The sequence below is a fragment of the Acinetobacter sp. HA genome (assembly GCF_000264725.1).
GTDB lineage: Bacteria > Pseudomonadota > Gammaproteobacteria > Pseudomonadales > Moraxellaceae > Acinetobacter > Acinetobacter schindleri.
This window is the reverse complement of sequence record NZ_AJXD01000045.1, coordinates 32,557-45,315: the sequence shown is the minus strand read 5'-3', so window position 1 is coordinate 45,315 and position 12,759 is coordinate 32,557. Positions and strand designations below refer to the sequence as shown.

Sequence of the window (12,759 nt, the reverse complement as noted above, 5' to 3'; positions counted from 1 at the left end):
AGTTTTTTTAATTATCTCAGCTTCTAGTAAGCATAAGAGGCAATCGCAGTCGCAATCGGTTTAGCTTCATCATTAATCAGGGTCATGCGCATGGTACATCCCTTACGCCCCAGACGCAGGGTTTCTGCACGTGCAGTAAAATATTTGCCACGCCCGGGTGCCAGATAGTCGACACGCATATCCACAGTCGCCAGACGTGAAACTTTTTTGCTGGTTTCTTGCATATCTTCAGGGCTGGCTTTTTTGTACAGCTCACCCATTGCGGTAATTCCACCAATACTATCCAGAATGGTGGCAGCCACACCACCATGTAAAATCTGGAATGCTACATTGCCAATCAGATCCTTCTGCATTTCTACATATGCTTCAATCTGTCCATCCACAACGCGCATTTGCATACCGCAATATTGGTAGAATGGTGAAGCATTAAAAGCATCACACAACTGGTTGAATAGAACGTCCTTATTCGAGCCTAAATCAATATTTCCTGTCCAACTTTTCTCTGCTACCGTCATAGTTTGCTCGAATAACCTTGATTAAATAAAAAATGTATCCATTTGCCCTAAATGCAAATTAAGGCACTACAATACCCATAGTTTAATATTGATCAATGAGATTTTTATGACCTATACGTTCAATCGTCCCGCGTTTCCTGCAACTCGCATGCGTCGTATTCGTAAAAATGAACACCTACGCTCAATGGTTCGTGAAACGCACCTCACGGCTGATCATCTCATTTATCCAGTATTTGTTTTACCGGGTCAAAACCAGACTCAAGACGTGCCAAGTATGCCAAATATTCAGCGTCTTTCGGCAGATCTGCTGGTGAAAAAAGCTGAACGCCTGCTTGAGTTGGGTGTCAGCAAACTAGCGTTGTTCCCGGTAACGCCACAAGAAGACAAAAGTCTGACTGCTGAAGCGGCATGGCGTGAAGATGGTCTGGTTCAAACCACTGTTCGCCTGCTGAAAAAAGAATTACCAGAAATAGTACTGATTACCGACGGCGCATTGGATCCTTATACCACGCATGGTCAGGATGGCATTATCAATGAAACTGGTTATGTCTTAAATGATGAAACGGTTGAATGTCTGATTAAACAGGGCTTAAGCCATGCCGAAGCCGGTGCGGATATCTTTGCACCAAGTGATATGATGGATGGCCGTATTGGCGCGATTCGTGAAGCTTTTGAAGCCAATGGTCATATCTATACGTCTATCATGGCCTACTCTGCCAAATATGCCTCCAGCTTCTACGGCCCCTTCCGTGATGCAGTAGGTTCTTCAAGCAACCTGAAAGGCGGCAATAAGTACAATTACCAGATGGATGTCGGCAACCGTGCCGAAGCCCTGCATGAAATCGCCTTGGATATTCAGGAAGGTGCCGACATGGTCATTGTAAAACCAGGCCTTCCTTATCTGGATATCGTACGTGAAGTCAAAGATACCTTTGGCATTCCAACCTTCGTGTATCAGGTCAGCGGTGAATATGCGATGCTGGCGGGTGCAATCCAGAATGGCTGGCTATCTGACAGCGTGATTCTGGAATCATTGATGAGCTGCCGCCGTGCTGGTGCAGATGGCATCTGGACTTACTTCGCGGAAGAAGCTGCAGTAAAACTGAAAGAAATGAAATAGTCTGGAATGCCTTTCTTGATTAAAGGAAGGCATTTTTTGGTTTTTGGTTTAAACAAGATTCGAAAATAAGGGTTAAAACCTGATGCATATTGCCATCATCGGTGCAGGGATTAATGGACTCATGACTGCACTGGAGTTGATTGAACAGGGCTGTTCAGTAACGATTCTGGATCAGCAGCAGGCAGGAAAAGCTGCCTCCTGGGCCGGTGGCGGTATTCTTTCCCCGATGTATCCATGGCGTTATCCTCAGGCAGTCAATGCCTTGGCCAAATATGCCAAACCGCTATATCAGGCCTGGAATAACAAATTAAAACCAGTTACTGGCATTGATTTTGAAATTCATGAAACCGGCATGCTGATCTTTGATGAAGAAGATTTCGACATTGGCTATCACTATGCTGAACGACATCATGAGCCGATGCAGCAAGCGCTTTATATCGAGCAGGAACAGATTGAGCAGATTAATCCGCAGGTTTCATCCGAATTTAAACATGCTTTGTACTTCCCCCACATCGCCAATGTGCGTAACCCTCGCTTACTCCAATCCATTATTCATTATTTAAAACAGCATCCCCACGTGAGCTGGCTAGAACATACGCCAGTTCGGAAAATAAAAATTGGTAATGCACAAATTGATGCGGTGCAAACTGAACAGGGCGACTGGATTGCAGCAGATCAGTTTGTCTTCAGCACCGGCGCATGGTCAGCACAATGGTCGCTGCAGCTAAAAAGAGATATCCCAGTGCATCCTGTTCAGGGGCAGATGGTGTTGTTTAAAACGCCAGAACACTGGCTGCCGACCATGTGTATGAATCAGGTCATGTACCTGATTCCACGTCAGGATGGGCATATTGTCTGTGGTTCCAGCATGCGCGAAGTTGGTTTTAATACCACGCCTGCTGTCGAGATTCGTCAGAAAATTCTGGATGCCAGTTTTGAGATGGTTCCAGAACTGGCTGAATTCCCGATTGTCCAGGAATGGGCTGGCTTACGTCCCGGCTCACCGCAAGGCATTCCTTATATAGGTCAACTGCCAAATTTGAAAAATGGCTGGGCCAATTTCGGCCATTTCCGCAATGGCTTATGTATGGCGCCTGCCTCCGCTATTTTGCTCAGACAGCTGATGTTCGGACAGTCGACTTTAGTGGATTCACAAGCCTATGCACCAGATCAGTTACAGCTTTTAACTGCGCTTGCCCACTAGATCCGTGAGTGCTTCCTTGATGCTTGGAAACTCAAATTCAAAGCCAGCATCTTGCAGTGCTTTAGGCTGGACATACTGACCATTTAAAATCAGTTGTGACTGCTCACCCAACATCCACTGCATAATACTTCCAGGCAAAGCGAATAGCGGTTTACGCTTCAGTAGCTCTGCTGCTGTCTGGCTAAAACGCAGCTGGCTGGTTTTCTCAGGCGCAACCACATTAAAGATGTGAGCATTGCTTTTTTCATGCAGCAGAAAATCCATCACGTTAAGCAGATCCTGGATATGCACCCAGGCGAATGGCTGCCGACCACTCCCGATTCGACCCACCAGATTCATTTTGATTGGCATCAGCATTTGTGGCAAGATGCCACCTCTTCTACCCAGCACCACACCAAAACGCATAATCTTGGTATTCTGATCAGTATAGGATAAGGCCAGCTGCTCCCACTGCGCACAAAGCTGAGACATGAAAATCTGTTGGGGCGCAGCTTCTTCCGTATACACCTGTTGCCATTGTTCTTGAGGATCAATACCGTAATAACCCACGGCAGATGTAGACAAAATACATTTCGGAAAAATCTGATTCTTTTTTAAAAATTCATAAAGTTGACGGGTCGTGTCTAATCGGCTCTGCAAGAGAATATTTTTACGCTCGGCAGTCCAGCGCTCTGCACCGATATTTTCACCCGCCAGATTAATGACATAATCAATCTGACGGGTACGCAGTTCATCAAAATCATTGATCCAGTGAAAATCTGGATGCATTTCCAGGCGATGGTGTTCACGCGTCAGGCCAATGACATGACAATCTAGTCCAAGAAAGTGTTTGACCGCATATTGGCCAATAAAACCACTAGCTCCGGTAATGAGTACGACAGGCTTATGCATTGTTATTCAGTCGCTGTTTTTCTTAGGTCCCAAACATTGTACTGAACTGGCCAATCTTTGCAGTTATCAAAAAATACCATTCATCGTAATGACTTACAGTAAAAGATATCAAGCCTGAATATTAAGGGGTTTCAGGCTTTTTTTTTAGACTAAAGTTCTAGTCACTTATGTGCAAATAATTTACTGAGAGCTACCAAACATTTTGTTGGCCATGCGCTGAGCCTGATTTCCATAGAACCAGTAAGTCAGCAGATACAATGGAATCGCAATCAACAGGAACATGATCACCACGACACTCATAAACTGCGGTTGTTGAAGATACAGTATGAAATCCTGCCAGGCATTCGGATTGGACCGGGTTGCGACCAGAATTCCCAATAATAAAAATGCCAGGTTATACCCCCAGAAAATCAGGCTGAATCCTAAAGTGATTTTTTACGTTCGGCTTGTGTCGGTGCCCGACGGTTCTGACGAAGAAATTTAAATAATACCCAGATCATGGCCACCAGATACGGCACCATGGTCAGCACAGCCCCCATTCCCATCGGCATTAGGGCTGCAATCACGCCGCAAATACAGGTCATCACAAAACATATTAAAAAAAACCAGAGAAAATAGCGTTTTAGCGGCGCCATAGCCATCACTCACACAAAAGGATGTAGTCAGTATAAAAAAAAATGAGCTTTTTTTCATTGTATTGTCAACCGATCCTGTAAAGCTGACGTTATATAGGATACAAGGTCACCAAATTTGTACCGGCATCCACAAATCTGTTTGATCTTTGCTAAAGCAATAAGACTCGTGTGCAGCAGAAAGTTTTGAATAGCAGCCAAAATTTTCTTAAACAGCATACTTTGACCGACGATTTCACCATCACTCGAATCGTCGGTCTTTATTTTTTGGGCTTCTAAATTTTTATTCCTTATTGCTCCAGTTTAAACATAGATAAAAAACAAGAAATTAAATTGCCTTATTAGGGTCAGATAGAAAGTAGTTGCCCAACCCGATACTGGTTTTCTCAGATCGAGCTCACTATACTGATATTTTTCATCCAGACCAAAACGATCATTCCTGCTTCGGAAGTAAGATTTTTGCTGGTTTCATCCATGCTTTTACCCACTTCGGGTGTTTAAACTTTTATAGGCTCAGGGGACATGGCAGTTCATTTTTTACACACATCAGATTGGCATTTAGGACAATTTTTCCATAATCATGATCGTGAATTTGAACATCGCCATTTTTTGAGCTGGTTGCTGGAACAAATTAAACAAAAACAGCCAAATGCCCTGCTAATTGCAGGCGATATCTTTGATGTCATCAATCCGTCCTCCAGCGCTCAGAAACAGCTTTATCAATTTTTAACCAGTGCCCATACACTGGCACCGCACATGCAAACCCTGATGATTGCCGGCAACCATGATTCGGGTTATCGCATCGAGCAGGTTGAGCCTTTTCTTGCCAAATTCAATGCACGTGCAGTCGGTGTCATCAGCCGCAAGGAAAATAACCAGCTGGATCTGGATCGTCTGATAGTGCCGATTTATAGCCCTGAACAGAAAATTGTAGCCTGGTGCCTGGCCTTGCCTTATCTGCGTAGTGCCGAAATTACCGGACTGAATGAACATACCACCAACAGTCAAAACGCGATTAGCTATCTGCATCAACAACTGATCGCTGAAGCCAAGGCACGTAAACAGCCAGATCAGGCGCTGATTCTGATGTCACATGCGCATATGCAAGGCGGAGAAACTTCGGATTCAGAACGTCCGATTGTAGTGGGACATGAAGAAGCCTTATCGACGGCGCTTTTTGAAGAGGGTATTGATTATGTCGCGTTGGGGCATTTACATAAGCCGCAGAAAGTCGGTCAGGAACATATCCGCTATAGTGGCTCCCCGATTCCTTTGTCTTTTAGTGAATTAAATTATAAACATCAGGTTGTAGAGGTACGAATTGACCCGATGCAGTCAGATGAACAACGCTTTCAATATGAGCCTCTGATCATTCCACGCACTGTAGATCTGTTCCGGATTCGTGCCGACCTCAATGATCTGATTGACCAAGTCAAGGCCTTGCCGAGTGGTGAAATTGAACAGCTGTTTGCACGCCATTTCTTAGAAATTGAATACACCGCCACTACGCCTCCCCCAGTAGATCTCAGACAGCAGATTGAACAGGCTTTGCCGCCAAACCGTTACCGACTGCTACGTATTTCCCGGATTTATCAGCAAGTAACGGACTCAAGCACGCACATTTCTAAAATTGATCTGGCGCCTCCGACCCCGGAATCCCTGTTCGGTAACCTCTGGGAAAAGATGGGTTATGATCCAGATGACTCGGTAAAGCGTGATTTCCTGCAGCTGCTACATGAAGCCCAGCAAGATATTGATGTGCAGCAGCCATAAGGAAATGCCATGAAAATTTTACGTTTGAGTTTAAATAATCTGGCTTCTCTGGCTGGTACCCATGATATTTGCTTTGATGATAGCCCGTTGGCACATGCCGGCCTGATTGCCATTACCGGTAAAACTGGTGCAGGTAAATCTACCCTGCTGGATGCCATGTGTCTGGCACTGTATAACGAAATTCCACGTTTAAAAGGTGCAACTGGCAGTCTCAAAGATACGGGTGGACAGGATGTTTCCATCAAAGATTCTAAAAATATTCTGCGTCGTGGCACAACCACCGGCTTTAGTGAACTGGAATTTATTGCGCTGGATAGCAAGCGCTATCTTGCCCGTTGGGAAATCCGCCGTGCCCGCAATAAAATTGATGGCAATTTAAAAGTCGACCGTTATATCAAATGCCTTGATGATGACACCACGCTCACCCAAAAAATATCCGAAGTCACGCCACTTATTGAAAAACTGATTGGACTCAGCTTTGAGCAGTTTACCCGTGCTGTCCTACTTGCGCAGTCTGAAGTGGGAGCCTTCTTAAAATCCAAAGATCATGAACGTGCAGACCTGCTGGAATATTTGACCAATTCACAAATTTTCAGTGTGGTCAGTCAAAAAGCAGCACAAAAAATTCAGTGAAGTAAAAAATAAGCGCAGTGATCTGGAAAAGCTGATTGGACATATTGAAACCCTGTCCGAAGAAGATATTAACGCCTTAAAACAGCAACAGACGGCGCTGTCTTTACAATTACAGAATCTTCAGCAATCTGAAAAACTGCTGGAAAATGAGAAAAAATGGCATCTGGACCGACATAAGCTGTATGCCGAAGTCCATGCAAAAAAAGAAGTGTATGATGTCCAGTTGGATGCCATAAATAAATCTGCAGGACAGCAACAATTACTGGAACAGCTGGATGAATTCCAGTCTATCCGTGATCAGTTTATTCAGCATTCCCGTTTAGAACCGAAAAAAATTCAGATTCAGCAACAACAGGTACAATTCACCCTTGAGTTTGAAACGCTAAAAAAACGCTTTACTGAAGAAGAAACCAAACTAGTAGCCTTGGAGCAACAGCAGCAGAAATTTCAGCAGCATTTAGACCAGATCAAGCCACATCTGGAAGCAGGTTTAAAGCTGGATCATGCTATCCATACGGTATCTGAACAGTATAAAAAACTGAATACGGAGCAAAATCAGTTTCAAACTACTCACCTGCACCCCCTAGAACAGCAGTTAGCACAGCAGCAATTGGCCTTAAGTCATGCTCAGGCTAAACAGCAGCAGATTAGTCAGCAGTTAACCCAATCAGAATTTTTAAGTGTTTTTGATCAGGAGCCGCAAAGTACCCTGCAACGTATAAAGGACTATTTACAGCAGTATCAACAACTATTGCAAAAAAATCCTGAAAGCCTAAATCAGCCTTTGTCTGCACTGGAAAAAATCGTTACCGAATTATCTGCCAAGCTCAACCACTGGATCCAGCAACATCAAAGTATTGACCAGTTAGACCAGCAACTTAAATCTGTTCAGCAGACCCTCCAACAGCATTATACCAAACAGCTTCAGCTTGATGGGCTAAAGCAACGCTTACGACAGACTCTGCAACAATCTCAAGAGTCAGAGCAGCTACAAACCTCTATACATACCCAGCAACAGCAGCTGAAATTGCTGCAAAATGCTGAACAGACTTTGCAGCAACAGATTCAATCTGAACAACAGGCTTATGAACAGCTAGAGCGGATTTTAGCTCAGCAGCGTTTATTGCATACACAAAGCGTGCAGGAACTGCGTGCCCAATTAAAACCTGATGAACCCTGTATGGTATGCGGCGGTCATGAACATCCTTTTACTCAAGGACAACATGAGCTACTGGACAAAAGCTTATGTCAGCTACAGGAACAGCAATTACAGCAAGCCAGACAACAGCTTGATCAGCTAAGTCAGACCCAGCAGCAGAAACAGATTGAAATCTCAAAGCTGCAAACTGTGATTGAACAGCAACAGCAGCGTTTGCAAGCATTCCAGCAGCAAATTCAGCAGCAACAGATTGAATATACAACGCAGCTGGCGAATTTAGGGGTTATTACTGAGAGTGAAAATGACTTAAATCGTTTAGCTCACCTTTTGAAAGACCATAGCAATAGTGTCGTAAAGCAGATTGAACAGCTGCAACGACAAGAACAGCAGTTACAGCAGCTATTACAGCAATGGCGTCAGCAGCAGCAGCACTTACATCAACTGCAATTGGTTCTGCAACAGCGCACTCAATTGACCCAGCTTATTCACCCCCTAATCAATGTATTGCCTGAGAACTATGCATCTCAGGATCCGATAAAATGGTTATCCACTCTACAACAACAGTTACAACAGCGCATGCAGCATTTAAGTGTGCAAAAGCAACTGGAATCTGAGCTGCAAGCACAGCAACAAGCAGTTGATAAAACCCAATATCAGCTGCAAGTTGAACAGCAGAATTTTGCGCAACGCCACCAGTCTTTAGAGCAACTTATCCAGCAAGGTAAGGACTTACGCCAGCAACTAGCTGAATTGACCGGGCAACATGCAGGACAAGTATATCGGGTAGCTGCAGAGTGGCAGACGACTTTGGATCAGCAAACCAAAGCTTTGCAACAGCAACTAGACATCCAGCGACAACAAACCAGTCAGGCAGAAAAACAGCTGCATCAGGCCAATCTTAAGTTGCAGGATTTTATAACCCAACAAAAGCAGATTGATCAGCAACTTGAGCAATATCAGCAGAGTATTCAGGCTTGGCAGCAGAACCATCCACAGGTGACTACGACGCAAATTGAACAATGGCTGGGTATTGATCTCATCAGCCATCAACGTATCCGCCAGGATTTATCCAATCAAAAACAGGCACTGGAAAATGCCAAAACCGCATGGCAGTTACTCGAAGAACAATATCAGGCACATTTAAAACTGCAGCCTGAACATGAATTTGAAGAGATTGAACAAAAACTGGCTGCACTGATACAGGAAAAGACAGCACAACAAGAAATACTGAATGAAACCGATGCCAAACTGCGTATGAATGCCAACAACCAGAGTATGTATGCCAGATACCAGCATCAGATTGAACAGATTAAGGCTGAGGAATATCGTTGGGGTCGGATTTATGACCTGATTGGACATAAAGAAGGCACCAAATTCCAGAAAATTGCCCAGGAACATCATCTGGATATTCTAGTTGAATATGCCAATCAGCAGCTCCAGCCTTTGGCTCCACGCTATCAGCTGCATCGTATTCCGAACAGTCTGAGTCTGGCGATTATTGACCTGGATATGAACAGTGAGGTCCGCCCTGTACTTTCGCTGTCCGGTGGGGAAACTTTCTTGGTATCACTCGCTTTAGCCTTGGCCATTGCCAATATGGCGTCTGGCTCGATGAAGCTGGAATCGCTATTTATTGATGAAGGTTTTGGGACACTCGATCCAGCGTCCTTACATATGGTGATGAATGCTCTCGATCATCTGCAAAGCCAGGGCCGTAAAGTGGTGCTGATCTCGCATATCCAGGAAATGCATGAACGGATTCCAGTCCAGATTCAGGTTAAACCCGTTGGCTCTGGTGCCAGTACCATTCAGATTATAGGCTAGCGCTCATGAATATGACTTCACGCAGATTTTCAGCTGAATTCAGTTTACAACTGGAAAGCTTGCGTGGAGTGAGTGCAATTGTGGTGCTATTTAGTCACTGCTTTCAGGCTTTTATCGCCCCTTTTGATTTAACACTGTATTCTTGGGTCCGGCTGCTTGGTCAGGCCGCGGTGATGATGTTCTTTGCTCTAAGTGGCTATCTGATCGGAACCTCTATACAGAATAATATCCAGCAAAATAGCCAGTTTAATCTGTCTCACTATATCCGGCAGCGCTGCCGTAGAATTTTACCGCCCTTCCTGTTTGCTCTTACCCTGACCTTAACTTTATATATTCTGGCGCCTTACTTCTTTAGCTCTCATACACATCAGTTTCAGAACAGTTTTGGCATGATGATTCGTACCACCTATAGTCTGGAGTGGGACAATTTTCTGGGTTCACTGTTCTTTTTAAATGGCTTTGTGACGCCCACGCTATCTGCCAATGCGCCACTATGGAGTTTAAGTTTTGAGGTCTGGTTTTATGTGCTGGCGGGCTTTTTGCCTTTTTTAAAAACATTCTGTTATTGCCAAACTCAGTTTTGCTTTAGTGTTAATTACACTTACCGCACTTAATCCCCAATTTCTGATTTATTTGCTTGTATGGCTGACAGCCTTTGCCAGTTCATTTGGTCATATTCAACAGTATGTCTTAAATCATTTGAATTCACTCAAACTGGGATGCCTAAGCTTGGCTTTTTTCATTGCCTGTAGAGACGCCTATCACTTTCATATGATCGATCAGGCTAAAATTTATCGTGGTAACTATTTTGTGCCATTTAACACGTTGATAGGACTGGCTTTTGTCTGCTGGCTGATTCAACTGCAACAAAAACTCAGTTATTATCAACCAGTCTGGGTAAAGTCCGCGAGTTTTTCTTATACCCTCTATGTGACTCATTTTCCTTTACTACTGTTTATTTTGGGCTGCTTTCCACAAAGCCGTGCTTATGGGCTAGGGGGTGCTGTTCTGGCCCTAGTTGCGACTATGCTGGTTTTAGTTCTACTGGCTAGCTTAATGGCAAAATTACTCGAACCACAACAAAGAAAAGCGTTATCCCGCTCAATGCAATAACACTTTTCTTAACAATTCTAAAAACCTGTCTAAAAATATGGATCCGTTAATTCTTTTTAGGACGTGCCCCAAACAAGGCGGTGCCGACCCGCACCATGGTTGAACCTGCCGCAATCGCTTCGGTCATATCCCCTGACATCCCCATGCTTAAAGTATCCCAATCCTCAGCTTTGGCATGTTGCATTTTAACCGCTTCGAATAAAGCCTTGGCATCAGCAAAAGCCGCTGTATTATTTGGCGCCGGAATCACCATTAAACCACGCAGACGCAGTTTTGGTAACTGGCTGATCTGCGCTACGAGATCCGGTACTTCTTCTGGCTGACAGCCATCTTTAGTATCCTGCCCGTCGATATTCACCTGAAGACAAATATTTAGGGGTACTTGATTATCTTCGCGCTGATTAGACAGACGTTCGGCAATGATCAGACGATCTACCCCATGTACCCAGTCAAACTTTTCTGCCAGCGGCTTGGTTTTATTACGCTGCACATGTCCAATAAAATGCCATTCAATCTCTAGCTCTTTTAGCGCGGTGATTTTTTCCAGTGCTTCCTGCAAATAGTTTTCACCAAATGCACGTTGCCCAGCCTGATACATTTCTGCCAGTATTGCGCTGGGCTGGGTCTTGGATACCGCCAGCAGTTGCACCGAATCTGGCTGACGCGCGGCCTCGACACATGCGCTTTCAATCTGAGCTAAGACCTGATTTCGTGACTGTTGCAACATATTCATTGATGGGGTTCTCATTTCATTCATCTTTTTTTCCCTTGCCCATGAACTAAGTGTTGGTTAAGCTGTGGGAAAGCCTTATTATTCTATCAAAATAATTAACATTTTAATGAACTCGGGGACCTTATGGATATCACAGAATTGTTGGCATTTTCTGCTAAAAATGGTGCGTCGGATTTACACTTGTCTGCGGGCTTACCGCCAATGATTCGTGTCGATGGGGAAGTTCGTCGCATCAACCTGCCAGCATTAGAACACAAAGAAGTGCATAAACTCGTTTATGACATCATGAACGATAAACAGCGCCGTGATTTTGAAGAAAATCTGGAAACTGACTTCTCTTTTGAAGTGCCTGGCGTGGCCCGTTTCCGTGTCAACGCATTTAACCAGAACCGCGGTGCCGGTGCGGTATTCCGTACCATTCCCTCTAAAGTCCTGACCCTTGAAGATCTGGGCATGGGACAGATTTTTAAGGATATCTGTGAATATCCACGTGGTCTGGTACTGGTCACAGGTCCAACCGGTTCGGGTAAATCAACCACATTGGCGGCGATGCTGGATTATATTAATGACAACCGCTATGACCATATTCTGACCGTCGAAGATCCAATTGAATTTGTACACCAATCCAAAAAATGTCTGATCAACCAGCGTGAAGTGCATCGTGACACGCATGGTTTCAATGAAGCATTACGTTCTGCATTACGTGAAGACCCGGATATTATCCTGGTGGGTGAGATGCGTGACCTTGAAACCATCCGTCTGGCACTCACTGCTGCTGAAACCGGTCACCTGGTGTTTGGCACCCTGCATACGACTTCTGCTGCTAAAACTATTGACCGTGTGATCGACGTATTCCCGGCCGAAGAAAAAGACATGGTTCGTGCCATGCTGTCTGAATCATTACAAGCAGTCGTTTCACAAACCCTGCTCAAGAAAAATGGTGGTGGTCGTGTCGCTGCACATGAAATCATGATCGGTATTCCGGCTATCCGTAACCTGATCCGTGAAAACAAAGTTGCTCAAATGTACTCTGCCATTCAGACCGGTGCCAACTATGGTATGACTACGCTGGATCAGAGCCTGAAAACACTGGTATCTAAAGGCGTGATCAGCCCACAAGTTGCGCGTACTGCTGCTAAACAGCCTGAATCTTTCCTATAAA

General features: G+C 44.6%; 7 protein-coding genes and 3 pseudogenes. 6 read left to right on the top strand and 4 right to left on the bottom strand.

The genetic code is table 11. From position 1 onward, the window contains the following. Positions 1-23 precede the first annotated feature (23 nt). Complete coding sequence (locus HADU_RS09105; protein ID WP_004893342.1) at positions 24-515, bottom strand: thioesterase family protein; 492 nt, start codon at positions 513-515, stop codon at positions 24-26. Positions 516-621: 106 nt separating this feature from the next. Here HADU_RS09105 and hemB point away from each other — a divergent pair, with 106 nt between their 5' ends. Together hemB and thiO are read left to right on the top strand one after the other, a co-directional pair. Next, a complete protein-coding gene (hemB, locus tag HADU_RS09100; protein WP_008305560.1) occupies positions 622-1,635 on the top strand; it encodes a porphobilinogen synthase in 1,014 nt (337 codons plus the stop codon). Positions 1,636-1,717: 82 nt separating this feature from the next. Further along, positions 1,718-2,839, top strand: a complete 1,122-nt coding sequence (gene thiO / locus HADU_RS09095) for a glycine oxidase ThiO (RefSeq protein ID WP_005221133.1) — start codon at positions 1,718-1,720, stop codon at positions 2,837-2,839. On the opposite strand, the gene HADU_RS09090 is transcribed toward thiO, so the two are convergent. Together HADU_RS09090 and HADU_RS09085 are read right to left on the bottom strand one after the other, a co-directional pair. Beyond that, the gene (locus HADU_RS09090; protein ID WP_008305557.1) at positions 2,819-3,730 is read right to left on the bottom strand and encodes a TIGR01777 family oxidoreductase; all 912 of its coding nucleotides are present in this window, start codon (positions 3,728-3,730) and stop codon (positions 2,819-2,821) included. The genes thiO and HADU_RS09090 overlap by 21 nt on opposite strands. 180 nt (positions 3,731-3,910) lie before the next feature. After that, positions 3,911-4,365, bottom strand: a pseudogene (locus tag HADU_RS09085) (ABZJ_00895 family protein). Positions 4,366-4,884: 519 nt separating this feature from the next. Between HADU_RS09085 and HADU_RS09080 the strand changes: the two are divergent. The 3 genes and pseudogenes from HADU_RS09080 (at position 4,885) to HADU_RS09070 (ending at position 10,864) form a co-directional block, all read left to right on the top strand. After that, positions 4,885-6,135: an exonuclease SbcCD subunit D gene (locus tag HADU_RS09080; protein WP_008305556.1), complete on the top strand. Its 1,251-nt coding sequence runs from the start codon at positions 4,885-4,887 to the stop codon at positions 6,133-6,135. A gap of 9 nt (positions 6,136-6,144) precedes the next feature. Further along, a pseudogene (locus tag HADU_RS09075) lies at positions 6,145-9,751 on the top strand (SbcC/MukB-like Walker B domain-containing protein). A gap of 5 nt (positions 9,752-9,756) precedes the next feature. Beyond that, positions 9,757-10,864: pseudogene (locus HADU_RS09070) on the top strand (acyltransferase family protein). Positions 10,865-10,910: 46 nt separating this feature from the next. Here the strand turns inward: HADU_RS09070 and HADU_RS09065 are convergent. Further along, positions 10,911-11,597 carry a YggS family pyridoxal phosphate-dependent enzyme gene (locus HADU_RS09065; RefSeq protein ID WP_008305552.1) on the bottom strand — a complete coding sequence of 229 codons (687 nt, stop codon included), beginning with the start codon at positions 11,595-11,597 and terminating at the stop codon, positions 10,911-10,913. A 123-nt stretch (positions 11,598-11,720) separates the two neighbouring features. On the opposite strand from HADU_RS09065, the gene HADU_RS09060 reads away from it, so the two are divergent. After that, positions 11,721-12,758 (top strand): type IV pilus twitching motility protein PilT, encoded by a 1,038-nt coding sequence (locus HADU_RS09060; RefSeq protein WP_008305550.1) that lies wholly within the window; start codon positions 11,721-11,723, stop codon positions 12,756-12,758. Position 12,759: the final 1 nt, after the last annotated feature.

Bases quoted from the DNA above. Each gene is read 5' to 3' on its own strand.
- HADU_RS09105 (WP_004893342.1), bottom strand. From the start codon at position 515: ATGACGGTAGCAGAGAAAAGTTGGACAGGAAATATTGATTTAGGCTCG.
- hemB (WP_008305560.1), top strand. From the start codon at position 622: ATGACCTATACGTTCAATCGTCCCGCGTTTCCTGCAACTCGCATGCGT.
- thiO (WP_005221133.1), top strand. From the start codon at position 1,718: ATGCATATTGCCATCATCGGTGCAGGGATTAATGGACTCATGACTGCA.
- HADU_RS09090 (WP_008305557.1), bottom strand. From the start codon at position 3,730: ATGCATAAGCCTGTCGTACTCATTACCGGAGCTAGTGGTTTTATTGGC.
- HADU_RS09080 (WP_008305556.1), top strand. From the start codon at position 4,885: ATGGCAGTTCATTTTTTACACACATCAGATTGGCATTTAGGACAATTT.
- HADU_RS09065 (WP_008305552.1), bottom strand. From the start codon at position 11,597: ATGAATATGTTGCAACAGTCACGAAATCAGGTCTTAGCTCAGATTGAA.
- HADU_RS09060 (WP_008305550.1), top strand. From the start codon at position 11,721: ATGGATATCACAGAATTGTTGGCATTTTCTGCTAAAAATGGTGCGTCG.